The organism is Brevundimonas sp. NPDC046655 (genome assembly GCF_044901625.1).
GTDB lineage: Bacteria > Pseudomonadota > Alphaproteobacteria > Caulobacterales > Caulobacteraceae > Brevundimonas.
In genome coordinates this window covers 23,455-46,069 of the sequence record NZ_JBJDPV010000010.1, presented here as the reverse complement: position 1 = coordinate 46,069, position 22,615 = coordinate 23,455, and the positions used below count along the sequence as shown (strand labels likewise).

Here is a 22,615-nt window from a genome sequence, read left to right as displayed (position 1 = left end):
GGTCACGCGCTTAAGGCCTGGCTTGTGTAGCCGCCGAACGCAGGGCGCGGAAGTCCACATCGGAATCGGCGATCAACCGAACCAGGGCGGCCCATGCGGCGACGTTCTGGGTCATCTGGGCCGGGTCGATCTTGTCCAGGGTGTCGTCGGCCGTGTGGTGCAGGTCGAAGTAGCGCGTGCCGTCCTGCGCCAGGCCGAAGACCGGGACGCCCGCCCCGGCCAGCGGGCCGATGTCCACGCCGCCGTGCAGTTCCGGCTCGCTCGACGGCAGGACGCCGATGGGACGCAGCACGCGCGCGGCGATCCTGGCGAAGTCGGACCCTTGCGCGCCCGGCGGCGTCTTCAGAGCGTAGATACGGTCGGCGCCGAAGTCGCTCTCGCCGGCGATAACGTGCTTCTCCACGCCCGCCGCGCCGATGTTGCGCAGATAGGCGCCGCCGCCGTTGCCGGTGTCGGTCGGCTGGGCCACCTCTTCCGATCCATAGAGGACCACGCGCACGGTGCGGCCCGGACGGCCCTGCTCGGCGATCAGCTTGGCCGCGGCCAGGGTGATGGCGCCGCCGGCCGCGTCGTCGATGGCCCCTGTGCCCAGGTCCCAGCTGTCCATGTGCGAGCCCAGGACGATGATCTCATCCGGACGCGTCGCGCCGACGATATCGCCGATGACGTTCTGGCTGTGGGTCTGATAGGTGTGGGCGGTGGATTTCAGGCGCAGCCGCACCGGCTCGCCCATCTTCACCAGCCGCGCCACCTGGTCGGCGTCGGGCGCGCTCAGCGCAAAGGCCGGCAGCGGCACCTTGCCCTCGACATAGCGGGTGGTGCCGGTGTGCGGCATCCGGTGCTCGTCCGAACCAGCCGAGCGCATGACGAAGGCCACCGCGCCGCGCTTGGCCGCTTCGGTCGGGCCCAGACCGCGAATGCGCGACAGCGAGCCGTAGCCCGAGCCGTCCTGCATCCGCACCATCTGGCCGCCGTCGACGACCGCGATCTTGCCGGTCAGCGAGCCGACCGGCGCCGCCAGCAGGGCGTCCAGACCGTCGAAGAAGACGATCTCGGCTTCAATGCCGTTCGCGGGCGTGGCGATGGAATGGCCCAGAGCGGCGGCGACCAGACGCTGCGGACGCGCGCCCAGCAGTTCGGCGCTCTCCTCGCCCCGCTCCCAGCCCACCAGGGGGAATTGTTCGATGCGGACGTTCTGGAAGCCGTGGGCGCGCATGTAGTCGGCGGCCCAGTCGGCGGCGGCCTGCTCCGAGCGCGAGCCCGCGGGGCGGGCGCCGAAGCGGGTGGTGATCTGGGTGACGTAGTCGAGGGCGATGTTGCCCTGCAGCGCCTGATCGCGCACCTGTTCGGCGGCGCGGATGGTCGCGGCGTCCTGCGCCAGAACCGGCGTGGCGATCAGGCCGAGCGCGATCGCGCTGGCGGCCATCAGACGGGCGTTGAACGACATGGAGCGCCTCCCAGACTCACAAACGAGGTGGCGACCCTAGCGGCTGGAACCTGCGACCGAAAGCCTCAGGTCCCAGCCAAAATCACTCGCCCTTGAGGAAGGGCTCGACCGGCCCTTGCAGCTTGACGGTCAGGGCCTTGCCGCGACGGTCGACGCGATTGCCGACGGCCAGACGGACCCAGCCTTCCGAGACGCAGTATTCCTCGACGTTGGTCTTTTCCTCGCCCTTGAAGCGGATGCCCACGCCGCGCATCAGCAGGTCGGCGTCGTGGAAGGGGCTGTCGGGATCGACCGAAAGGCGGTCAGGCAGGACGTCGGACATGGGATGGTCTCGCGAAAATCGAAGCGCGCTGAATAGCGGCGCGCGGCCGCTCTGCCAACCGCGCGTTCGCTGACGTTCTTACTGGACCGACTGACGGGCCGGGGCCGGAGCCGCCGCCTCGCCCGCAGGGGCATAGGGACGCGGGCCGGCTTCGGCCGGCGCAGCAGTCGCAGCGGCGGGACGGGCCGCCGGGCGCGGAGCCGGACGCTGTGCGGCGGGTCGCGGGGCCGGACGGCGCGCGGGTTGGGCCGCGGGTTGGGCCGCGGGTTGGGCGGCAGGCGTCGTCGCGGGCGCGGTCGTCGCCGGGGCCGCCGTCCGTGTCGGCGCAGGCGCGGCGGCCGGCGCCGCAGCCGGGGTCGTCGCGGGCGCGGCGCCCGCCGTGGCGGCGGCCGCACGGGCGGCGAACTGCTGGGCCTGGAAGCGCTTTGCCAGCTTTTCGGTCAGTTCACGGGCGCCGGCGGGCGGCATCTGGGCCATGATGGCGGCGAGGGTGCGCGGACGCATGGCGGCGGCGACCGGCAGGCGCACGCTGTCGTCCAGGGTGTTGAAGACAGCCGCCGCCTCCTTGGGCCGCATGGCGGAATAGACGGCGACCAGACGATCGGTCTCGGCCTTTTCCTTCTCGTCGACCTGACCGACCAGGGTCGCGATCTCGCCCTTCAGGGCTTCCAGCGCCTGCAGCTTGGCGTCCAGCTTCTGCTCGGCGGCGACCATCAGCGGCAGGGTGGTGGCGAAGTCGGCGTCGCGGGCGTCCAGGGCGTCGCGACGTTTGGACAGGGACTGGATGATCCGCAGTTCAGCCGGCGAAATCCCCGCCTGCTGGGCCAGTTGCTCCGGCGTCAGGGCGCAGACGGCGGGCGCCGGCTTGGCGGCGGCCGCAGCCCCGCCCTCGCCCGGCGTCTCGGGGGCCACGGCTTCCTGGGCCCATGCGGTCGCGCCCTGGAACAGCTCCGGCGCCACGCCCGCCGCGCGCACGGCCACGACACCGCCGATGGCGATGGCGATCAGGGGCAGGAGACGGGGCAGCTTGCTCATCGGTCAACTCGGTCGTCGGCGCCCTCAAGCCGCCTGACGCCGTGCGTCAGGCATAGGGCAAGAAAAATGATCCCCTCAAGTCGTCCGAGGCCGCGCCTCGGACATAGGGGGCCTAAAGATCAAGCAGCGAAAAGATCTTCGTCCAGACTACGACGGGCGCGGTTTAGGCTCTGTTGCGCAGCATGGTTAGCAGCCAGGGCCTGACGCACCGGGGCGAAGGCCTCGGTCGGAGCCGCAGCGGGCGCGGCGGGTCGGGCGGCAGGCGCCTTCATCACCGCGCGCGCGCCCTCGATCCGTTCCATCAGCGAGGCCATGCGGCGGGCGCGGGCGTCGTCGTCCAGCAGCGGCGCGACCTGCGAAGCCGGAACCGTCAGTTCCAGCGGCGCCTCGACCGGAGCCTCGACCTGGGCGCGCGGCGGCAGGCCGGCGGGGGCGCGGGCGATCAGCACCTCCAGCTCCTGCTTCACAGCGCGGGCCTTGATGATGCGGTCGTGCAGCAGGTCGGTCTCGTGGCCCGAGGCGCGCAGGGTCGCCAGGGCCTGTTCGGCGCGCCCGGCGGCCGAGTTCAGCTCGCTGACGGCGCCGGCAAAGGCCAGCTGACCGTCACGCAGGGCCTTCAGCTTCTTCTCCAGCTTGATGCCATAGGCGATGGCCGCGACCAGCAGCAGCATCAGGATGGAATCGAGAATGATGCCGGTCATGTCAGCCCTTCCTTCGGCTCAGGTTGGCGGCGATGTCGGGATTGATCGGTCCCTCGACCCGCACGGCGATGTGCTGGCCCTTGCGGCCCATCTTGCCGGTCGTCAGCGGAATGGAACCGGCGCGGACCGACACCTCGGAATCCGGCGAGACGTTCAGCATCAGGGTGTCGCCGACCTTGAAGTCCAGTACCTGGGACAGGGGCATCTGCTGCTCGTCCAGCACGCAGCGGACCTCGGTCTCCGTGGTCCAGAGTTCCGTGGCCAGGTGACCTTCCCAGATGTTGTCGCGGCCGAACTTCTCGCCCATGAACTGCTGCAGCAGCATCTTGCGGATCGGCTCCAGCGTCGAATAGGGCAGCAGCAGCTCAACCCGGCCGCCGCGATCTTCCATGTCGATGCGCAGCTTCACCAGGATGGCGGCGTTGGCCGGGCGCGCGATGGCGGCGAAGCGCGGATTGGTCTCCAGCCGGTCCAGGGTGAAATGCACCGGGGTCAGCGGTTCGAAGGCGGCGCGGGCGTCGTTCAGGATGACCTCGACCATCCGCTGCACCAGCACCCGCTCGATGGTGGTGTAGGGCCGCCCCTCGATACGCAGGGCCGCCGTGCCGCGACGCCCGCCCAGCAGGACGTCGACGATCGAATAGATCAGGTTGGAATCGACCGTCAGCAGGCCGTAGTTGTCCAGCTCCTCGGCCCGGAACACCGCCAGGATGGCCGGCAAGGGGATCGAGTTCAGATAGTCGCCGAAACGGATCGAGCTGATGGTGTCGAGGCTGACCTCGACGTTGTCCGAGGTGAAGTTGCGCAAGGACGTCGTCATCAACCGCACCAGGCGGTCGAAGACGATCTCGAGCATCGGCAGACGCTCGTAGGACACCAGGGCCGAGTTGATGATGGCGCGGATGCCGCTCCGTTCGGAGTCGTCGCCGTCGCCCATGTCGAAGCCCAGCAGGCTGTCGATCTCGTCCTGGTTCAGCACGCGCTCGGACAGGGCCGCGCCCATGTCCGCTTCGCCGCCGAAGGGATCCAGTTCGTTGTCGGCCGCCAGGGTGTCGGTCATGCCTACTGCACCAGCATTTCTTCGATCAGCACGGCGTCGACCTTGCCAGGAGCGGCGATCAGGTTGACCCGGCGCAGGATCTCGGCGCGCAGCTGATAGGATCCGGCCGAGCCGGCCAGGTCCTCGGGGCGCAGTTCGCGCAGGAAGCCCTGGAACATGTCCTGCATCCGCGGAGACTCGCCCTGCAGATGCGACGCCAGCTCGGCGTCCTTCATCTCCAGCGTCAGCTTCAGCTTCAGATAGGTCGGACGACCGTCCGCCGACTGAATGTTCACGATCATGTCGGGCAGGGTGTAGAAGGTCACGCCGTCAGGCCCCTCCGCGATCTTGCCCGCCGCCGGATCGGCCTCGCCGTCCTTGCCGCCGCCGTGATCGCCGCCCTTCTTCTCTTCCTTCTTGCCGTGGTCGGCCTTCTTTTCCGCGCCGTGCTCCCCGGCCTCGGCCTCTGCCGGCTTGGGCTTCATAAGGAAGAAGGCCGCAGCCCCGCCGCCGCCCAGGACGACCAGGGCCGCCGGGATGATGATGAACAGCAGGGGCAGCTTCTTCTTGGCGGGCGCGCCATCGGCGCCCTCGCCGTCCGACACGGCGGGCAGGTTGGCGTCGTCGCCGCCCGGCGCCGCATCCTTCTTCTTGCCCAGCTTCAGCTTCAGCATCCGCACGTCGCCCCGATCATCACAGACTTCCTGATGAGGCGATTTTGGTTAACGAGGCGTTTACGATCGGCAAATCCTGCCGGGCGCCACAGGGGCCAATTCGGCTCAAATGCCCGCTACGCCTGGATTAACCCTGTTGGCACGGTCGTTGCGACGAGATCGGCGAAGGAGCCGCACTCGTGGAAAACGCCGCCTACATCGGATTGTCCCGTCAGATGACGCTTCGCCGCGAGCTCGACATCGTGGCGAACAACGTCGCCAACGCCGACACCAACGGGTTCAAGGTCGAACAGCTGATGGTCGGGACCGAGGTTGGTCAGCGCGCCCGCAACGACAACATCCGCCCCTCGGCCAGCTTCGTGCTGGACAAGGGCGTGGGCCGCGACTTCGGCCAGGGCTCGATGAAGCAGACCGGCCGCGCCCTGGACTTCGCCATCGAGGGCGAAGGCGCCTTCTTCGCGGTCCAGACCGGCACGGGCCAGGCCTACACCCGCGACGGCGGCTTCACGACCAACGCCGAGGGCGTGCTGATGACCAAGCAGGGCCAGCCGGTCCTGGGCGACGGCGGCCCGATCACCCTCGACCCTGAACTCGGCCCCGTCACCGTCGGCCCCGACGGCACCATCAGTCAGCAGGGGCAGCCGGTCGGCCGCCTGAACGCCGTCCGCTTCGACGCCCTGTCGGTGCTGCAAAAGAGCGGCGACGGCCTGTACCGCAACACCTCGAACGCCCAGCCGGTCGACGCCCCGGACGTGCAGATCCGCCAGGGGATGCTGGAAGGTTCGAACGTCAACACGCTTCAGGAAATCACCAACCTGATCGAGATCAACCGCGCCTACGAGCGCGTGACCAAGATGATCGAAAACGCCAACGACCTGTCACGCCGCTCGGTCGAGCGGCTGGGCCGGATCAGCTAGTTAGGACGCCCGAACGATGCGCGCTCTTCGAACCGCCACCTCCGGCATGCTGGCCCAGCAGCTGAACGTCGAGGTCATCTCCAACAACATCGCCAACATGAACACGGTCGGCTTCAAGCGTCAGCGGGCCGAGTTCCAGGACCTGCTGTACCAGAATGTCGAACGCATGGGGGCTCAGTCCTCGACCCAGGGCACCGTGGTTCCGACCGGCATCCAGATCGGCGCCGGTGTGAAGGCGGGCAGCGTCTATCGCATCACCGAACAGGGCAGCCCGACCCGTACCGGAAACGACTACGACATCGCCATCGAGGGCAAGGGCTACTTCCAGATCAGCATGCCGTCCGGCGAGATCGCCTACACCCGCGCGGGCAACTTCGCGGTCAACGGCGAAGGCCAGCTGGTGACCGAAGACGGCTATCCCGTCGAACCGGCCATCAACATCCCCCAGGACATGATCGACATCTCGATCTCCAAATCCGGCCAGGTCCAGGTCACGACCCAGGGCCAGGCCGCGCCGCAGGTGGTGGGACAGCTGGAGCTTGCGACCTTCTTCAACGAGGCGGGCCTGGAAGCCATCGGCGACAACCTGCTGCTGGAAACCGCCGCCTCGGGCGCCGCCACCATCGGCGCGCCGAACGAGCCGGGCTTCGGCCAGTTGCTGCACCGCTACACCGAAGCCTCGAACGTGGACGCCGTCAGCGAGATCACCGCCCTGATCGTCGCCCAGCGCGCCTATGAGATGAACTCCAAGGTGATCACCACCGCCGACGAAATGCTGTCGGTCTCGGCCCAGGTGAAGAGCTAAGCCATGAAGCGCATCCTGATCCTGACCGCCCTTCTCACCGCCTTCGCCGCTCCGGCTCTGGCCGGTCCGGTCAGCCTGCTGGCCGACCCCCTCGACGACGATGGCCGCGTCACCCTGGGCGATCTGTTCGATGACGCAGGCGCCGCCGCCGATGTCGTGGTCGGCCAGCGCCTGGGCGCCACCGCCGTCTTCGAGGCCAGCCAGATTCAGGCTGCGGCCCGCCGCGCCGGTCTGGACTGGGCTAACCCGCAGGGTCTGCGCCGCGTGGTCGTCCGTGAAGGCGGCGCCGCGCCGGCCGAGGCCTCCGCCCGTCCCGCCGCCGCCACCGTGGCCTCGCGCCCCGGCGCCACGGTCGAGGTCCTGACCTACGCCCGCAGCCTGGCCGCCGGCGACATCATCCAGCCCGCCGACGTAGTCTGGTCCACGGTTCAGGCGCATCAGGCCCCGGCCGGCGGTCCCCAGGACGCCGATCAGGTCGTCGGTCTGTCGGCCAAGCGCGCGCTGCGCGCCGGCGCCGTCGTGACCAGCCGAGACCTGGCCTCGCCCCAGCTCATCGCCCGCAACGACATGGTCGAGGTCGCCTATATCGTAGGCGGCGTCGAGCTGACCGTCACCGGCAAGGCCACCCGCAACGCCTCGGCGGGCGAGCCCGTCCCCGTACTGAACGTCCAGTCGGGCCGCACCATCGACGCCGTGGCCGTGTCGCCGGGTCGCGCCGTCGCCGGTCCCGCCGCCCAGATGGCCCGCGCCAACCCGCAACAGTTCGCCGCTCGTTGAGAGATCCCGTCATGCGTAAAGTCCTGATCCTCGCCGCCGCCTCTTCCGCCCTGACGCTCGGCGCCTGCTCCACCATCACCGAAACGGTGAAGGGGCCGGAACTGGCACCCGTCGGCTATCCCGCCGCCCTGGCGCCGATCGAGCAGGCCTATCTGCCGGCGCCCACACCTGCCTCGCCCAACAGCCTGTGGCGCACCGGCGCCCGCAGCTTCTTCGGCGATCAGCGCGCCCGCCGTGTCGGCGACATCCTGACGGTCAACATCGATATCAACGACCGCGCCCAGACCCAGAACTCGACCCAGCGCGCCCGCTCCAACAGCGCCTCGGGCGGGGTCACCAACTTCTTCGGCCTGGAGAACAGCCTGGGCCGCGCCTTCCCCGGCGGCTTCGACCCGGCCAAGATGGTCGGCACCGAGGGCGAGACCAACGCCTCGGGTTCGGGCAGCGTCAACCGCTCCGAGCGCGTCAACCTGACCGTGGCCGCCGTGGTCACCGCCGTCATGCCCAACGGCAACATGGTCATCCAGGGTCGGCAAGAAGTGCGCACCAACCGTGAGGTCCGCGAACTGACCGTCGCCGGCATCGTGCGCCCCGAGGACATCTCCTCGGCCAACACCATCGCCCACACCCAGATCGCCGAGGCGCGCATCAGCTACGGCGGCCGCGGCGACATCAGCCGGATGCAGGCGACGCCCGCGGCCCAGTCCCTGGTGGAGCGCTTCAGCCCGTTCTGACCGTTGTTCGTCGAGCGTGTTTTTCCGGTGACTCGTCGTCACGGAGTCGCGCTCGCGCAAGCGGAGCGGTGAACCCTTAACAAGCGACCCGCGTTTGCTCTGTCGAACGCGAGTGATTTGTAATGCTGAAGTCCCTGCTTCCCGCCGCCGCCGCCCTCGGTTTCGTCGCCCTGGCCGGTCAGGCCATGACCACCGCCCCGTCCGCTCCCGGCGAAGGCGCGGCGGGGTGGCACCTGCTGCACGAGGGGTCGATGGCCAAGCTGGCCTACGGCCTGCCGGATTCCGACCAGGTGGCACTGATGCTGACCTGCACCCCGGGCGACCGCGCCGCCGTGGTCTATGGCGACACCCAACCGCGTAGTCCGGCCCTGACCCTCGCCGCCAACGGCCCGCAGCCGATCGACCCCCTGTCGGACGGCGAAGCCTATGAGGCCCGCCTGCCCCTTTCCGACGCGGCCCTGACCGGCCTGGCGCGCGGCGGTCGCATGGCAGTCCAGAGCGAGGCCGGCGCCCGGCAGATTCGCGCCAGCCGCACCGAACGCCGCCTGGTTCAGGGCTTCCTCAGCTATTGCGCTTCCAGCCACGCCTGATCAAAGTCCCCTAGAACCAATCAGCGGGGGCTGAACCATGACCGCCTTGCTCGGGCTGGCCCAGGCCATGTCGCTGGCTCTGACGTTGCAAGCCACGCCGTCGGCCGAGGCCTGGACCTGGACCCTCTACGCCGACAACGGCCCTCTTGTCCTGGCCAATGAGGTGCCGGACACGCCGCGCCTGCGCACCACGCTGGAATGCGCGCCCGGCTCCAGCATCGTGCGCCTGACCCTCTATGACGCCGCCCCGGCCGAAGGCATCGCCGTCGTCACCTCGGGCGCGGCTTCGGTCAACGCCGAGGCCCAGCCCCGGCGCGGCCAGTTGCAGACCATGCTGCGCGCCGATCACCCGGTCTTCGCCGCCTTCCTGGCCAACGGGAAGCTGCAGATCGCGGTCGGCGAACAATCCTCGGCGATAGAGATCGACCGGGCGAATCTGTCCAAGCTGCGCCGGTTCGCCGAACTCTGCACCGGCTGAGGACCGCCATGCGCCCCATCATCTGGACCGTCCCCGCCCTTGCGGCGCTCGCCCTGTCTGCCTGCGCGCCGACCGTCGGCGCCCACCTGGTCGCCGCCTCCGGCGGCGGCGCCCCCGCGCCCGTCGCGGGCTACGACTGGCACCTGAACGAGGACGTCGAGGAAGCCAGCCTGTCCTACGGCATGGCCGAGACCGACGACGTGCCGCTGGACCTGTCGTGCCGTCCGGGTTCGGGCGCCCTGCAAATCCTGCAGACCGTCGCCGAGGGCCACCCGAGGATGATCGCGCTGGAATCCGGCGGCGACACCGAGACCTATCCCGCCAAGGCCGAGCCCTCGGCCATGCACGACGGCCTCGACCTGACCGCCGTCGCCCGCACCACCGACCCGGTCTTCCTGCGCTTCCGTAAGCTCGGATGGCTGGCCACCTACGGCCCCGACTACCGCACCCCGCTGGCGGCCCAGCAGGGAACGGACAAGCAGATCGACCGCTTCTTCGCCCTATGCGGCTGATGCCTTCGACATAGCTTGACCGTCAGGCGCAGCGCCTGTCTGCTCCCCCTCGCTTGAGGGAGGACAGCAATGCATAAGCAAGTTCTGATCGGGGCGGCTCTGGCTGCATTCATGGCGACGACGCCGGCTCTGGCCAACGCCCCGTCAACCGCTCCGGCGGAAACCCACGCCCCGGCCGACGCCGCCAGCCACGCCCTCGCCAGGATCCTGAGCGACTACGAGGCCTGGCTGCGCCGCGTCGACCCCATCACTGCCGGCATGGAGGGCGACCGCGAGGCCCTGTCGCGCCTGCCCGATCCCACCCGCGCGGGCGAACTGGCCCGCGTCGCCCCCCTGACCGCCCTGTTGAACCGTCTGGAAGCGATCAGCCCGTCCGCGCTGAACGACGACGAGCAACTGAACCGATCCTTCGCCGCCTACCTGATCCGCCGCAACCTGGACGCCATCCCGCTGGACGGCGGACGCCTGGCCTTCAGCTCCGAGGGCGGCCCTGGTCAGGGCGTGGCCTATCTGGCCAGCTCGACCCGCATCACCTCGACCGCCGACGCCGAGGCCTGGCTGTCGCGCATGAACGCCATTCCCGGCCTCTACGACGCCGCCATCGCCGACGCCCGGCGCGGCCTCGACACCGGCCTGGTCCAGGCTCGTTCCGTCGTCGACAGCGCCCTGGTCCTGGCCGAAACCGACGTGAAGCCGCGCGAGGGCGGCGACATCCTGATGCAGCCGTTCAAGGTCCTGCCCGCGACCATCCCCGCCGCCGAACAGGCCGCCCTTCGCGCCCGCGCCCAGGCCCTGATCGACGGCCCCGTCGCGCAGCGCCGGATCGCCTGGCGCGACATGCTCAAGAACGATTACCGGCCGCGCGCCCCCGTCGAACCCGGCATGACCCACCGGCCCGGCGGTCGCGATCTCTACGCCAACGCCGTGCGCAGCTACACCACCACCGACCTGACCCCGGATCAGATTCACCAGATCGGTCAGGAAGAGGTCGCCCGCATCCGCGCCCGGATGCAGGACGAAATGCGCGCCGCGGGCTGGACCGGCGACTTCGCCGGCTTCCTCCACTTCCTGCGCACCGATCCGCAATTCTATGCCACCAGCCGCGAACAGCTGCTGGAAAAGGCGTCCGAGATCGCCAAGCGCGCCGACGACCGCCTGCCCGCCCTGTTCGGAACCCTGCCCCGCCTGCCCTACGGCGTGCGCCCCGTCCCGCGCGAGATCGAGGAGAGCTACACCACCGGCCGCTACAACCCCGGCTCGATGCAGAACGGCGTGGCCGGCGGCTATATCGTCAACACGTCCAAGCTGGATCAGCGGCCCCTCTATGAACTGCCGGCCCTGACGGTTCACGAGGCCGTCCCGGGCCACCACCTGCAGATCGCTCTGCAACAGGAGGCGGCGGATCAGCCCTACTACCGGCGCGGCGCCGACGTGACCGCCTTCACCGAGGGCTGGGGCCTCTATTCCGAGTTCCTGGGCGAAGAGATGGGCATCTACCGCACCCCCTACGAACGCTTCGGCCGCCTCAGCTACGAGATGTGGCGCGCCTGCCGCCTGGTGGCCGACACCGGCCTTCACTGGCTGGGCTGGACTGAGGAGCAGGCCCGCGCCTGCTTCCGCGACAACTCTGCCCTCGCCCCGCACAACATCGAGACCGAGCTGCAGCGCTATATCGGCTGGCCCGGTCAGGCCACGGCCTACAAGATCGGCGAGATCCGCCTGCGCCAGATCCGCCAGAAGGCCGAGCGCGAACTGGGCGACCGCTTCGACGTCCGCACCTTCCACGACGCCCTGCTGGTCGACGGCCCTCTGCCGCTGGACCTGCTCGACGCCCGCATGGACCGCTGGATCGCCGAGCAGAAGGCCAAACCCGCAACCTGACGCCTAGAGCCCCAGTTCCGCCCGCGCCTTCTTCGTCAGCTTGCCGACAATGATGGCGTGGGCGGACCGAATGTGGTCCGCCAGTTCCTCGTCCGCCCAGTCGTCGATCTGCGGCAGGTTCACCCACTTGGCGCGCGCCATATAGGGCGCGGGCCGCGCGTGGCCGCTCTCGGTCAGCACCTCGTAGGCGATGTCCGAGACCTTGAACGACACCCCGCCGGTCGCCCCCACCATGACGAACATCTTGCCGCCGACCTTGTAGGCGTCGTGGTCGTCGCCGAACGGGTGATCCAGCGTCGCTCCCGGCAGCGCCAGACAAACCTTGCCTACCCCCTCCCGGTCCATCAGGCGTCTACGCCGACACCGATCGGGCAGACCACGCCGGTCCCCCCGATGCCGCAGTATCCCGCCGGGTTCTTGGCCAGATAGCCCTGATGATAATCCTCGGCGAAGTAATAGGGGCCCGCCGGCTCGATCTCGGTCGTGATCGTTCCGCGCCCCGCCGCGCTCAGCGCCGCCTGATAGGCGTCACGCGAGGCTTCGGCCTCCGCCTGCTGAGCGTCGTTCAGGGTGTAGATGGCCGAGCGGTACTGCGTGCCCTGATCATTGCCCTGGCGCATGCCCTGGGTCGGGTCATGGTTCTCCCAAAACGCCTTCAGCAGATCGCCGTAGGAAATGACCTTGGGATCAAACACGACCTGCACCACTTCGGTGTGACCCGTCCGGCCCGAGCAGACCTCCTCATAGGTCGGGTTCGGCGTGATCCCGCCCGCATAACCCGCCGACGTCACCCAGACGCCCGGCAGGCGCCAGAACACCCGCTCCACACCCCAGAAGCAGCCCATGCCGAACACCGCCGTCTCGAACCCGTCGGGATGCGGTCCCTTCAGCGCATGGCCGAGAACAAAATGAGTCTCATCCGTCGCCAGCGGCGCATCGCGCCCCGGCAAGGCCGTCTCAACGGTCGGCAGTTCGGCGGTCTTTTGGAACAGCATCGGAAAAATCTCGCAGAAATCAGCGGCAAAATCGACTTCCCCCCATATGGGGCTTCAGACAGCGCTTGCCGAGGGGGTCATGCTGTTCTATCAGCCTCGCTCCGCTGGATCGACCGTCCGGCGGTTACACGGCGACGTCGTGGAAACGGACAGGTGGCGGAGTGGTCGATCGCGCACGCTTGGAAAGCGTGTGTAGGTGAAAGCCTACCGAGGGTTCGAATCCCTCTCTGTCCGCCACGCCGTCAGTCGCTGACTGACGGTTCGCTGTTTCTCTGAAAATTACCCCGACATTACCGCGGCCTGCGCGCAAGCAGAGACGATTCTGGCGTCTCCGGCGCGACTGAACACGCCTGTTCAGCGGCCATTATCGCGCCCCGTCTCCGTTTGCCGATGGTCGGTTTGGTTTGCGCCCGACAACGGCGCTTTGCCTGTTTACAGGGAAATACAGGGAATCGCGTCAGATCTCTTGGTTCCCGCAACGAACGAACCGCCGCGCAACCCCAGGCGCGGCGGGCAATGGCAGAGATCATGGGTCTCAAATTCCCGCTGCAGGAACAGGGAATTCAAAACGGCGTATCAGGGAAAAATATTAGGGGAACAGGGAACGCCCTCGCCCTAAACAGGGATCGAGGGCGTCGAACGGATCAGGCACGATAGAGCCGCCGCTGCGCATCCCAATCGAGCGGAACGTCCTGGGTCATGACCTTCTGCAAGGTCAGGCCCACAGGCTGATCGCCATCAAGGATGGCCTGCTTCAGATCGGGCGCCAGAAAAGCGGTTCGGATCAGGCGCGCGGCGTAAGCGGCCTTTACCCCCTCGGCTTTAGCGATGCTCTCAAGGCTGTCCGCTTCGCCGGCCAACAGCTTGCGCTTCCAGGATTCCGCTCGGATCAAGGCCGAACTCAGGGCTGGATCCACCGCCGCCTTATGCCAAGGGGATTGACCCTGAGGGCCGACGGCGATCTTGCTCCCGCCCCGTCGCTGGATGCGCATCGGGATCCGAATCAAGACCCCGTCCTCTCTCCGCTCAAGCTGGTCAAGAATCAGGCGCTCACGCCCCTGTAGATCACGCGTCGCCAGATCGAGCCTTTCAGCATCGAGCACGACCGTCAGGGCATCGCGCTCGACCTCCACGCGATCAAGCAGATCGCGGACGCGAGACCAGTCGGGCGCAAGGTCGATCGGTCGGCAGAGCCCCAACTTCTGAAGGTGGTCCGCGACGGCCTGTTCGACGATCGGCGCTGACACTCGCGGACAGGCGCCCGCCTTATCCGGCGCCCCCGACTGGATCGCGGTCGAAATATAGTAGCGGTAGGTCGCGCCATTCCTGCGCGAGCAACTGACGGGGGACATGCGGTTGCCGGCGCTGTCGTAAATCAAACCCGTGAGAGGCGCCCCCGTATGTGGCCGGCGCGGCTGCCCCTTCGCTCGTGGCCGACGCTGCTTCTCGCCGAGCTTGGCCTGGACCGCGTCGAACAGGTCGCGATCGACGATGGCCGGATGCTGACCGGGGTAATGGGTGCCGTTGTGGGGGATCTCGCCGATATAGATGCGGTTGCGCAGGATATGGAACAACGCCCCCCGTTCGATCGGCACGCCGCCTCGCACCACGCCGGTCTTGCTGACGGTTCGCTTCGACAGGACGCCCTGGTCGGCCAGTTCACGGCACAGCAGGTGCACCGAGCCCAGTTCCAGGTAGCGGCGATAGATGCCACGCACGGTTTCCGCCTCGGCTGGATTGATGGCGAGCGTGCGGCCGTCCGGGTCGTAGCCGAACGGAACGCCGCCGCCCATCCACATCCCGAGCTTCTTGCTCGCCGCGATCTTGTCGCGGATGCGCTCGCCCGTGACCTCGCGCTCGAACTGAGCGAAGGACAAAAGGACGTTCAGGGTCAGTCGCCCCATGGAGGTGGTGGTGTTGAAGGCCTGTGTGACGCTGACGAAGCTGGCGCCCGCCTTATCTAGGACATCCACAATCCGAGAGAAGTCAGTGAGCGCCCGCGTCAGCCGGTCGACCTTATAGACCACGACCACGTCGATCCGCCCGGCCTCGATCTCCGCCATCAGCCGCTTCAACGCCGGCCGCTCCATATTGCCGCCGCTGAACCCGCCGTCGTCATAGACCTCAGGCAGAAGGGTCCAGCCTTCGCCAGCCTGGGACAGAATGTAGGCGGCGCAGGCGTCGCGCTGGGCGTGCAGCGAGTTGTAGTCCTGCTCCAGCCCCTCTTCGGTGCTCTTGCGGGTGTAGATGGCGCAGCGGATTGGACGGGCGGGCGTCTTCATGCGGCTTCCCCCTCTCTCAGACCAAAGAACCGAGGTCCGTTCCACCGCACGCCTGTGATCAGACGCGCGACCTTGGAGAGGCTGGCGTGCTTCTGGCCATTCCAGATGTAGCCGTCGGAAGCCACCTCGACCTGGTGGCGCTCACCCTGCCATTCGCGCACTAAGGTCGAACCCGGCTTAAAGGTCGTCGTCCGCACCTTGGGTTTGCATCCGGTGCGATGCTGGGCGGCGACCTTGACCAGCCGCCGATCCAGCAATGCATCCCGACCCGCACCCACCATCTGAAGCTGTTCCGCCAGCGCCCGGCGCAGGATGTCGCGCGAGCGGATCGGGGGCGGCTCGCCGAGCCGCTCCCTCCAGACCGACCTCAGGCCATCCACGCCCATGTCCTGGATCGCCGCCAGCTGTTGCGCCAGATCGGCGCTCATGCCTGCGACTCCACCGACATGATGCGCCAGAGACGACGGGCGTCTGTTTTCTCACTCCGGACCACATGGCCCTTCTTGCGCAGGGCACCGGCCAGAGCGCCGCGGACCGAATGCGCCTGCCAGCCGGTGGCCGCCATCATGGCCGGCATGCCCACCCCATCGGCCTGTTGCAGCAAGACGATCAGACGATCGAGTTTGGAGGTCGGGGCGGGTGCCGCAGCGACATCGGCAGCGGGCTTCTTGAACGACGACATGGGAGTTCCTTCAGGTCTGCGAGCGCGGCTTGCGCTCTACTGACCTGAGCCCGGAAGGCCGGGCGGGAACAGGATCACTACCGCTTCCAATGCAGCGCAAGTCCAGCCGCTTGTGGGAATATTCGAAGCGTCGCCTTGCGGGACTTAAAGCCGCTGCCTAGCTGCGCAGCATCAGGCTGTTCTCGAAGCCTTGACCATAGATGCCGGGCAGGCCGTGTTCCTAGCCATCGCCATCGCTTCCCCCTCCATCCCATCACAGGATCCCGTGCCCGCACGACTGCGGGCGCGCGCCTAACTGCAGGAGATCATCATGTCCTCGGGTTACGGCCACGCGACCGATATCGCGCCCTCGCTTCCCCCTACCCTCGCACTGGCGATCGAGAACCGGCCCATCGCGGGCCTGGCGCCTCTGTCTCGCAAACTGCGTATCCACAAGAAGAGCGCCATCACAGCCCTGGCCGGCACCATTCGACAGTTCGGCTTCCTCGTCCCGGTCCTGATCAACGCCCAGGACAAGATCATCTCCGGCTACCGGCCAGACCTTCCGCCAGGTCCGTGCGGAAAGGCGGAAAGCGCTTTCCGCACCGTCGGAGGCCGCGTCGCCCGTCATCACCCTGCCTGCCGCGCGTGTGCGCACGCGTGCGGCCGCTTGAGGGGGATGATCCATGTCCAAATCTTCCAAGTCGTCAGGTACCTATGAGGTCGGCTACGGCCGGCCTCCTCAGGCGGCCCGTTTCAAGCCCGGCCAATCCGGCAACCCCAAAGGCCGGCCCAAAGGCGCCAAGAACCTCCTCACCCTGTTCCGTGAGGAACTGGAGCGCTCCATCCCTGTCACTCAGAACGGCCGGACGCAAATGATGTCCAAGGCCCGGGTCGCTGTCATCCAGCAGGTCGACAAGGCCGCCAAGGGCGACGCCAAGGCCTTCGCCGCCTTGATGAAATACGCCCAGGAGGATGCGGCGGCCGTGGCCCGCGAGCAGGCAGTGGCGCCAGCGAGCGAGCTTCAGCCGGCCGAGTACGACGAGATCGTCGCTCGCTATCTCGCAGACCTGAGCGAAGGGAGGCCAGCATGACCCTTCCCTTACCGGCCGACGCCATGGTCCACGCCCTCGCGCGACGGGACTTCGGCGTCTTTCTGGATCTGGTCTTCCCAACCCTCAATCCCGGCACGCCCCTCGCACGCGGTTGGTACCTCTCGGCCATGGTGCGGGCGCTGGAGGATGTGGCCGACGGTTCTAACCGCCGTCTTCAAATCACCGTGCCGCCGCGGCATCTGAAGTCGGTGATGACGACAGTGGCCTTCCCCGCTTGGCTGTTGGGACGTCGGCCGGAGACGCGGATCATCTGCGCCAGCTACGGCCAGGACCTCTCTGCCGCCCTATCGCGCAATTTCCGAAAGGTGATTAACTCAACCTGGTATGCGCAGGTTTTTCCAGAGACCGCTCGCTCAATCGTCCGCGACACCGAAGCCGACCTGGCCACGCGCCAGGGCGGCTATCGCTACGCCACCGCGGTCGGCGGCACGGTGACCGGCCTGGGCGCTGACCTGATCATCATCGACGACCTGATGAAGGCTCAAGACGCCACCTTCCCGGAGGCTCGCGCCAAGGCTCAGAGGTTCGTCGACGAGACCCTTCTCAGCCGTCTGGACGATAAGCGAACCGGCGCCATCATCGCCATCCAGCAACGCCTGCATGAGGACGACGTCTCGGCCCACCTCACAGCCAAAGGCGGCTTTCGTCACCTGGACCTGCCGGCCATCGCCATTCGCGATGAGATCATCTCCCTCACCCATGGCCGCAACCATGCACGGCGGATCGGAGACGTACTCAACCCGGCCCGCGAATCCCGCGAGGTGCTGGAGCGGATCCGTGCGGAGATGGGCGGCCGGGCCTTTGAAGCCCAGTATCAGCAGAACCCGAGCCCGACGGAAGGTGACTATGTCCGCTGGGACCGGATCCAGTTCTACGACGAGCCCCCAGAGCGACATGCCCTCCACAAGGTCGTGCACAGCTGGGATCCGGCGGCGTCCACCGACCCGTCCGCTGACTATTCCGTCGGCACGGTCTGGGGCCATGACGGCGCCAGCTGGCTGCTGCTCGACGTCATCCGCGTCCGGCTGGCCAAGGCTTCGGGCGTAGCGCCCGCGGTGGCGGCGATGCGCTCCACGGAGGACCAAGCGATGGGCCCCTCACGCAACTGGTTCAGCAAGGGACGCGTTGCTGGATGGCTGGCCAATGTTTGATAGGCCTCCGCGCTGTTTGGAGCGTGAAGCGCGTCGCTAAGAGGGCCTTCTGAGAGGGCGGGCAACGTCGGCCATTTGGGCTGACCTTCGATCACCGTCACCTGGTCGAGCGGAACGCCCGCAACGTCCGCTAAGAACCTCTGCAGCTGGGCCTGGGAATCTGGTCCGCCGATAGTCGCCGACGTGGCTATGAAACGAACGTCCGACGGCGACACCCCGAAGCCGAGGCATACGCGGCGAAGCAGCAGCGCGATCTCCGCCGCCTGCGCCCCGACATAGCTATGCGCTTCGTCCAGCACGATGTAGCGCAACTTGCCTTGGGATTTGGCGAGGATCGGGGCGTCCTCCTTCCGCAGCAGCATGTACTCCAGCATGGTGACGTTAGTCACCAGGATCGGCGGCGGACTTGCCCGCAACGTCGCGCGATCGCGAACGGCTTCAGGCCGCCCCTGCTTGAGATGAGAAGGAAGTTCGTCAGGCAACAGGCCATTGTAAAGGCAGAATCGCAGCCGCCCCTTGAATGGCGCCGTCCAATCTCTCAGTCGCTCCTCCTGGCTCGCGATCAAGGCGTTGAGCGGATAGAGGATCACCGCCTGAACGCCCTCCAGGCCTGACCCGTCCGATTGTCGCGCCAGTTCGTCAATAATCGGCACGAGGAAGCATTCGGTCTTGCCCGAACCCGTGCCGCTGGTGACGAGAACCGATTGAGGACGGCTCGGGTCGCTCAGTTTCCGCCAGGCTGCGATTTGATGCGCATAGGGACGCCATTCGGCACGAAAACGGTAGCGGTCCGGGCGATCGTCGTCATGGCCATCCAGCGCCCCGACGGTTTCGGGGTGAAGCAAGGCGCCAGCAAGCTCAGCCATCGTTTTCTCAGCTTCAACGTAGCCAGGCGCGGCTTCGAGCACCGCATGCTGCATTACGCCGCCCTGCAGGGGATCCGTTGAAGCGAACCGCCGCCGCACCTCAGCAGCCAAGCCGACATGATTGAGCCCCGATTGGCCGATCACCGCTTCCGTCGTCCGGTGGCGCAACGCGTCCAGGGTTTGGAAGATGCTGGACTCAATCATCGGGCGACCTCGGCAGGAGACGGGTGAGACAGGGAAAGAAGGCAAGCCTCATAGGCTTCAGAAAAGTGCTCTGGGTCTTCGAGCATGGCTTCGCGGATGCGCAGCCGGTGAAGCGGCAGCAACGTCACCTTGCCGGCAGCCCGAAGGGCGGCCACCAGGGGAGCCTGAACGCCCTCCCATTGGTCTTCATGGAAGCTCTGGAACCAATCCGCCAAGCTCAGAAGTTCAGCGCGCAGATCAGGGTCGGCCATGAAGCAGGAGCTTCGGCGAGGCCCCTGTTCAGAGCCGGCCATTCGGCGAATACGATCCTGGCCGACCTCCCTCGGCGAGCGCTGGGGCCGCTCGCCGCGGACGCGCAAGCCAGCCGCAGCCATCGGCGCGCGCAGATCGTCATCAAGCAACAGAAGCTTATCGAGCAAAGTGTTGATCTGGGCCGCTGCGGTGGCATGCGCCTTGGCCTCTTCCCAACCCAACCCCCGGAGCGCCCGCCAAGTGCGTTGATATTGCTCAGCAAAGGCGTGCCGCCAGTCATCCAACGACACCAACACCCAAAGGAACGGGAGTTCCGGCTCTAACGCCCAAACACGCTCTAAAGCCTCCTCGTTGGGGCTGGAGGCGATCAAGTGCGCCAAAATGCGCGAGCGACGGCCAAGGTGTTTGAGCACATCAAATGTCGTGGCTGGCAGGGTCGCGGCGAGCGTCGCCAGCTGATGCAGCCATTGTAGTTCGACATCCGCCGCGGCGCCGCCGCCTTCTATGGTGGCGAACGCGGCGTCGAGCGCCGGCTTGAACGACGATCGATCTTGCACGACCGCGGTTTGCAGGCGGTTGAGGTCCTGGCCGTCGATCGGGGCACCGTGGACGAAATGGGGACGGCTGACAATCGCTTCCCCTTGGCGCAAATAGACCAACCCCGGTCCGATCAAGTCTTCCGGCAAACTGAACGGCCGCATCGACATCGCATCGGCGACGCTCATCGACGCCACCAACCGTTGACCATTTTCAGACAGGTCGATCAGTGATCGCCATTCGAAAGACAGCGGACGTCCGTCGCCTTCCGTCGGCTTCCTCAGACGTACAGTCCCGCGAGCGACCTCCAGGGCATGCACATATCGCCTGACACGTAGAGCGGGCCCGTTCGGCTCAAAAGCGACGCGCACCTCGGCGTCGAGATCGCCGGACGCCTCCATCAACGCCGCGATCCTGTCTCTTAGCGACCAGAGCGAGCACTCGTCGTCAAAGACCTGATGGTAGACGGTTCGATTATCACGATCGGTGGTTTCGATCGCAAGTTTGCCTTTTCCGCGCGCGAACGCGCGCGCGCCACGGAGTTGTTTGAGGGTCAGAACCGCGTCGCCGCCCAACACCGACCCGTTTGCGCCCACGAGAGCGCCGTCGCCCAACGGAAAGCGCGTTGTCACTTTGGCCGACCGCCCCTCAGGCGAAATCAACTGCAGATCAATCGCGTTTCGCCGATCGATCGACCACTTCACCCGCACGCCGCGTTCGAGGCGCTCCACACCGTAGGCGTGGGCCCCTTCAAGTTCGAGCCTCCAGCCCTCTGCGCCTTCCAGCCAAAAATCCGCAGCGCCCTGGGCGCCGGCGCGACCGCGCACCTCTAGATCCGGCGGGAGAACGATCAGACGCCGACGGTCCCGCGCCGTTCGGGTTTCGCTGGCGCGCCAAACCACTTCGATCCGTCCAAAGCCAAGCCGCTCACGCTTAAGGTCGCGCCAGGGCTGCTCGCCTTCATAGCGCCACATCACCTGTCCGAATCCGAACGCGTTCTTAGCTACACCGGAAAGCAATGAGACAACGGGCGCCCCGCAAAAAACCGGGCGGCCCGCAACACAGGCCACACCCCGGCATGGTTCGCCTGCGAAATCGAGCGACTCGGCTTTTCCCGCGGCCGTATTCGGCTCGTAGAAAAAAGCCAGATCATCGCCCGGCCCGCTCACATAGGCAGGCTCGCACAAGCAAAACAGGCGATGCGCTTGATCCTCCCATAGGCAGGGAACCGCCATTCCCTCTAGAGTTTTCGCCTCATGGTCCGCCGGCGCCCAAACATAGATGGCGCGATTTCGCGCCCGTTGGGATCCGCCGCCTAACAAGGAGAGTGTTTCGGCCGAACCCGCTTCAAGATCCTGATCGTCGATAAAGGCTAAGACTTCGCCGTAAAGCGGCTGACCCGCAGTGGACCAGTTAAAGGCCGCAACGCGCTGCCCGTCCGAGCGTAGCTCAACTTCCACCGGCGATGAAAAAGCGTAGTTGCGCAGAGGACGACGCGGTGCGGCAGGGCGCGGTCGCGCGACCCAGGCGCCGTCTTCTCCAGGAGGGTCGAGGAGCGCCAACTCCCCCGCCAGCCGGTCCCCCAGATCACCGATCGCGTAGAGACGCAATCTCGACGACATCGCGCGCACGGCAGCTGGCACACGGATTTCGCCGTCGAAGGCGAGTTTCAGAGCCGGCGTCCAGACACCGTCGCGGCGCACCAACATACGCCAGCATCGGGCCCCGCGGCCGCCCAGCCGGTCCAAACTTTGACTGACGAGCTCATCAATCAGCTTACTGGCGCCTTCGCCCTCCAAGGCGATGGGCAGTTCGTCCTTCCAGCCTTCTCGTCGCGCATCTAACCAAGCCGAGGTCGAAACACCTGCGGTCGTCGCCTCATGCGAAGCGCTCGTCCGCAGGTCGACGATCGCCAGGGCTAACTCCGCAAGCAAGGTGAAGAATTCAGGCTTGCGAAAAGTCTGGGGAATGGCGGGTTCTGCTACCGCCAATTCAACCGTCGCCTCTAAGCCTTGATCGCCGAGGACGGCAGCGCGGGCTATTAGACGTCGAAGAGCGCCTGAGAGCCAACCCTGCTCTCTCGAGTCCAGCAACCGCGTGGGAAAGCCGCCCTCCAACGCCAAAGACATCAATCGCTGTTCGCCATGATCCGTCCGATGGGTGCTGCGTCCCCACCACTTCAATCCTCGGCGAGCGAGCCGCGCCGTAATCTCGGGCGCGACCCCGCCGATGCTCTCAAGCAAAGCTTCCCAGCGATAAGCGCCGCCTTCAAATTCGCGGCGATACCATTCAGCCGCGTATAGAGCGAAGGCTGCAGCGTCGCGATCGTCGGCGTGTTCGATCGCCTTTACACGTGTCATTTGCAGGAGATGACGGCGAAGTCGCTCCCACTCACTGATGGTCACGCGATAACGATAGAGGGGACGGCCGTCAGCCCGCGGGAGCTGGCGGGCGCCTAAAACTGCCAAGGCTGGATGTTGGGTTTCAATCGGCTGAACTTTCCGTGCAGCCACCAGCGCACGTGCGACTTCCGCCAGCAGGTCAAATCCAGCGTCGCAGGAACGCTTCTTAAGCTCGGCGCTCAAGCCCTCCAGGACGCCCACGTCCCCGTCTTGCTGTTCGTAGATCTGGCGAAGCTCA

General features: G+C 66.9%; 23 protein-coding genes and 1 tRNA gene. 11 read left to right on the top strand and 13 right to left on the bottom strand.

The features are described 5' to 3' along the window. Positions 1-10: 10 nt before the first annotated feature. The 6 genes from ACI2KI_RS17310 to ACI2KI_RS17285 form a co-directional block, all read right to left on the bottom strand. Entirely contained in the window at positions 11-1,447 is a 1,437-nt protein-coding gene (locus tag ACI2KI_RS17310) for a M28 family peptidase (protein WP_404622027.1), read from the bottom strand. 82 nt (positions 1,448-1,529) lie between these two features. Then, complete coding sequence (locus ACI2KI_RS17305) at positions 1,530-1,769, bottom strand: DUF3297 family protein (RefSeq protein ID WP_207825600.1); 240 nt, start codon at positions 1,767-1,769, stop codon at positions 1,530-1,532. A 78-nt stretch (positions 1,770-1,847) separates the two neighbouring features. Then, positions 1,848-2,804 carry a MotE family protein gene (locus ACI2KI_RS17300; RefSeq protein WP_404622025.1) on the bottom strand — a complete coding sequence of 319 codons (957 nt, stop codon included), beginning with the start codon at positions 2,802-2,804 and terminating at the stop codon, positions 1,848-1,850. Between the two features lie 119 nt (positions 2,805-2,923). Beyond that, the gene (locus ACI2KI_RS17295; RefSeq protein WP_404622022.1) at positions 2,924-3,505 is read right to left on the bottom strand and encodes a DUF6468 domain-containing protein; all 582 of its coding nucleotides are present in this window, start codon (positions 3,503-3,505) and stop codon (positions 2,924-2,926) included. A gap of 1 nt (position 3,506) precedes the next feature. Further along, positions 3,507-4,565, bottom strand: coding sequence for a flagellar motor switch protein FliM (gene fliM, locus ACI2KI_RS17290; RefSeq protein WP_404622020.1), 1,059 nt, complete (start codon positions 4,563-4,565; stop codon positions 3,507-3,509). A gap of 2 nt (positions 4,566-4,567) precedes the next feature. After that, complete coding sequence (locus ACI2KI_RS17285; protein WP_404622018.1) at positions 4,568-5,218, bottom strand: flagellar basal body-associated FliL family protein; 651 nt, start codon at positions 5,216-5,218, stop codon at positions 4,568-4,570. 179 nt (positions 5,219-5,397) lie between these two features. On the opposite strand from ACI2KI_RS17285, the gene flgF reads away from it, so the two are divergent. The 8 genes from flgF (at position 5,398) to ACI2KI_RS17245 (ending at position 11,912) form a co-directional block, all read left to right on the top strand. Then, a complete protein-coding gene (flgF, locus tag ACI2KI_RS17280; protein WP_404622016.1) occupies positions 5,398-6,135 on the top strand; it encodes a flagellar basal-body rod protein FlgF in 738 nt (245 codons plus the stop codon). Positions 6,136-6,151: 16 nt separating this feature from the next. Continuing rightward, positions 6,152-6,940 (top strand): flagellar basal-body rod protein FlgG, encoded by a 789-nt coding sequence (gene flgG / locus ACI2KI_RS17275; RefSeq protein ID WP_404622014.1) that lies wholly within the window; start codon positions 6,152-6,154, stop codon positions 6,938-6,940. A gap of 3 nt (positions 6,941-6,943) precedes the next feature. After that, positions 6,944-7,717, top strand: coding sequence for a flagellar basal body P-ring formation chaperone FlgA (flgA, locus tag ACI2KI_RS17270; RefSeq protein WP_404622012.1), 774 nt, complete (start codon positions 6,944-6,946; stop codon positions 7,715-7,717). Positions 7,718-7,728: 11 nt separating this feature from the next. After that, complete coding sequence (gene flgH / locus ACI2KI_RS17265; RefSeq protein ID WP_313102954.1) at positions 7,729-8,451, top strand: flagellar basal body L-ring protein FlgH; 723 nt, start codon at positions 7,729-7,731, stop codon at positions 8,449-8,451. A 122-nt stretch (positions 8,452-8,573) separates the two neighbouring features. Continuing rightward, the gene (locus ACI2KI_RS17260; protein WP_292083540.1) at positions 8,574-9,041 is read left to right on the top strand and encodes a hypothetical protein; all 468 of its coding nucleotides are present in this window, start codon (positions 8,574-8,576) and stop codon (positions 9,039-9,041) included. Between the two features lie 37 nt (positions 9,042-9,078). Then, on the top strand, positions 9,079-9,519 hold the full coding sequence (locus tag ACI2KI_RS17255) for a hypothetical protein (RefSeq protein ID WP_312065719.1): 441 nt from the start codon (positions 9,079-9,081) through the stop codon (positions 9,517-9,519). Between the two features lie 8 nt (positions 9,520-9,527). Then, complete coding sequence (locus tag ACI2KI_RS17250; protein WP_404622009.1) at positions 9,528-10,031, top strand: hypothetical protein; 504 nt, start codon at positions 9,528-9,530, stop codon at positions 10,029-10,031. A gap of 69 nt (positions 10,032-10,100) precedes the next feature. Then, positions 10,101-11,912 carry a DUF885 domain-containing protein gene (locus ACI2KI_RS17245; RefSeq protein WP_404622007.1) on the top strand — a complete coding sequence of 604 codons (1,812 nt, stop codon included), beginning with the start codon at positions 10,101-10,103 and terminating at the stop codon, positions 11,910-11,912. Positions 11,913-11,915: 3 nt separating this feature from the next. On the opposite strand, the gene ACI2KI_RS17240 is transcribed toward ACI2KI_RS17245, so the two are convergent. Both ACI2KI_RS17240 and msrA read right to left on the bottom strand, forming a co-directional pair. After that, positions 11,916-12,257, bottom strand: coding sequence for an MmcQ/YjbR family DNA-binding protein (locus ACI2KI_RS17240; RefSeq protein ID WP_404622005.1), 342 nt, complete (start codon positions 12,255-12,257; stop codon positions 11,916-11,918). After that, positions 12,257-12,907 carry a peptide-methionine (S)-S-oxide reductase MsrA gene (gene msrA / locus ACI2KI_RS17235; protein WP_404622003.1) on the bottom strand — a complete coding sequence of 217 codons (651 nt, stop codon included), beginning with the start codon at positions 12,905-12,907 and terminating at the stop codon, positions 12,257-12,259. Before msrA ends, ACI2KI_RS17240 begins: the two co-directional genes overlap by 1 nt. A 147-nt stretch (positions 12,908-13,054) precedes the next feature. On the opposite strand from msrA, the gene ACI2KI_RS17230 reads away from it, so the two are divergent. Further along, positions 13,055-13,144: transfer RNA gene (locus ACI2KI_RS17230), tRNA-Ser, on the top strand. A gap of 407 nt (positions 13,145-13,551) precedes the next feature. On the opposite strand, the gene ACI2KI_RS17225 is transcribed toward ACI2KI_RS17230, so the two are convergent. Genes ACI2KI_RS17225 through ACI2KI_RS17215 form a run of 3 tightly spaced genes read right to left on the bottom strand, consistent with a single transcriptional unit; the run spans position 13,552 to position 15,871 of the window. Continuing rightward, the gene (locus tag ACI2KI_RS17225; RefSeq protein ID WP_404622001.1) at positions 13,552-15,189 is read right to left on the bottom strand and encodes a recombinase family protein; all 1,638 of its coding nucleotides are present in this window, start codon (positions 15,187-15,189) and stop codon (positions 13,552-13,554) included. Further along, positions 15,186-15,617, bottom strand: coding sequence for a DUF2924 domain-containing protein (locus tag ACI2KI_RS17220; protein WP_404621999.1), 432 nt, complete (start codon positions 15,615-15,617; stop codon positions 15,186-15,188). The genes ACI2KI_RS17225 and ACI2KI_RS17220 overlap by 4 nt, the downstream gene beginning before the upstream one ends. After that, positions 15,614-15,871: a DUF3489 domain-containing protein gene (locus tag ACI2KI_RS17215; protein ID WP_404621997.1), complete on the bottom strand. Its 258-nt coding sequence runs from the start codon at positions 15,869-15,871 to the stop codon at positions 15,614-15,616. The genes ACI2KI_RS17220 and ACI2KI_RS17215 overlap by 4 nt, the downstream gene beginning before the upstream one ends. A 310-nt stretch (positions 15,872-16,181) precedes the next feature. Between ACI2KI_RS17215 and ACI2KI_RS17210 the strand changes: the two genes are divergently transcribed. Further along, the gene (locus tag ACI2KI_RS17210; protein ID WP_404621995.1) at positions 16,182-16,571 is read left to right on the top strand and encodes a hypothetical protein; all 390 of its coding nucleotides are present in this window, start codon (positions 16,182-16,184) and stop codon (positions 16,569-16,571) included. Beyond that, a complete protein-coding gene (locus tag ACI2KI_RS17205; protein WP_404621993.1) occupies positions 16,537-16,944 on the top strand; it encodes a DUF5681 domain-containing protein in 408 nt (135 codons plus the stop codon). Before ACI2KI_RS17210 ends, ACI2KI_RS17205 begins: the two co-directional genes overlap by 35 nt. Positions 16,945-17,920: 976 nt before the next feature. Here the strand turns inward: ACI2KI_RS17205 and ACI2KI_RS17200 are convergent. Beyond that, a complete protein-coding gene (locus tag ACI2KI_RS17200) occupies positions 17,921-19,186 on the bottom strand; it encodes a DEAD/DEAH box helicase (protein ID WP_404621991.1) in 1,266 nt (421 codons plus the stop codon). Then, positions 19,183-22,578: an STY4851/ECs_5259 family protein gene (locus tag ACI2KI_RS17195; protein ID WP_404621989.1), complete on the bottom strand. Its 3,396-nt coding sequence runs from the start codon at positions 22,576-22,578 to the stop codon at positions 19,183-19,185. Before ACI2KI_RS17195 ends, ACI2KI_RS17200 begins: the two co-directional genes overlap by 4 nt. Between the last annotated feature and the right edge of the window lie 37 nt (positions 22,579-22,615).

Coding starts and splice junctions, on each gene's coding strand:
- ACI2KI_RS17300 (WP_404622025.1), bottom strand. CDS start 2,804: ATGAGCAAGCTGCCCCGTCTCCTGCCCCTGATCGCCATCGCCATCGGC.
- ACI2KI_RS17295 (WP_404622022.1), bottom strand. CDS start 3,505: ATGACCGGCATCATTCTCGATTCCATCCTGATGCTGCTGCTGGTCGCG.
- ACI2KI_RS17250 (WP_404622009.1), top strand. CDS start 9,528: ATGCGCCCCATCATCTGGACCGTCCCCGCCCTTGCGGCGCTCGCCCTG.
- ACI2KI_RS17305 (WP_207825600.1), bottom strand. CDS start 1,769: ATGTCCGACGTCCTGCCTGACCGCCTTTCGGTCGATCCCGACAGCCCC.
- flgA (WP_404622012.1), top strand. CDS start 6,944: ATGAAGCGCATCCTGATCCTGACCGCCCTTCTCACCGCCTTCGCCGCT.
- ACI2KI_RS17210 (WP_404621995.1), top strand. CDS start 16,182: ATGTCCTCGGGTTACGGCCACGCGACCGATATCGCGCCCTCGCTTCCC.
- ACI2KI_RS17285 (WP_404622018.1), bottom strand. CDS start 5,218: ATGCTGAAGCTGAAGCTGGGCAAGAAGAAGGATGCGGCGCCGGGCGGC.
- ACI2KI_RS17200 (WP_404621991.1), bottom strand. CDS start 19,186: ATGATTGAGTCCAGCATCTTCCAAACCCTGGACGCGTTGCGCCACCGG.
- ACI2KI_RS17260 (WP_292083540.1), top strand. CDS start 8,574: ATGCTGAAGTCCCTGCTTCCCGCCGCCGCCGCCCTCGGTTTCGTCGCC.
- ACI2KI_RS17220 (WP_404621999.1), bottom strand. CDS start 15,617: ATGAGCGCCGATCTGGCGCAACAGCTGGCGGCGATCCAGGACATGGGC.
- ACI2KI_RS17215 (WP_404621997.1), bottom strand. CDS start 15,871: ATGTCGTCGTTCAAGAAGCCCGCTGCCGATGTCGCTGCGGCACCCGCC.
- ACI2KI_RS17205 (WP_404621993.1), top strand. CDS start 16,537: ATGTCCAAATCTTCCAAGTCGTCAGGTACCTATGAGGTCGGCTACGGC.
- ACI2KI_RS17240 (WP_404622005.1), bottom strand. CDS start 12,257: ATGGACCGGGAGGGGGTAGGCAAGGTTTGTCTGGCGCTGCCGGGAGCG.
- ACI2KI_RS17310 (WP_404622027.1), bottom strand. CDS start 1,447: ATGTCGTTCAACGCCCGTCTGATGGCCGCCAGCGCGATCGCGCTCGGC.
- ACI2KI_RS17245 (WP_404622007.1), top strand. CDS start 10,101: ATGCATAAGCAAGTTCTGATCGGGGCGGCTCTGGCTGCATTCATGGCG.
- fliM (WP_404622020.1), bottom strand. CDS start 4,565: ATGACCGACACCCTGGCGGCCGACAACGAACTGGATCCCTTCGGCGGC.
- flgH (WP_313102954.1), top strand. CDS start 7,729: ATGCGTAAAGTCCTGATCCTCGCCGCCGCCTCTTCCGCCCTGACGCTC.
- ACI2KI_RS17255 (WP_312065719.1), top strand. CDS start 9,079: ATGACCGCCTTGCTCGGGCTGGCCCAGGCCATGTCGCTGGCTCTGACG.
- flgG (WP_404622014.1), top strand. CDS start 6,152: ATGCGCGCTCTTCGAACCGCCACCTCCGGCATGCTGGCCCAGCAGCTG.
- ACI2KI_RS17225 (WP_404622001.1), bottom strand. CDS start 15,189: ATGAAGACGCCCGCCCGTCCAATCCGCTGCGCCATCTACACCCGCAAG.
- msrA (WP_404622003.1), bottom strand. CDS start 12,907: ATGCTGTTCCAAAAGACCGCCGAACTGCCGACCGTTGAGACGGCCTTG.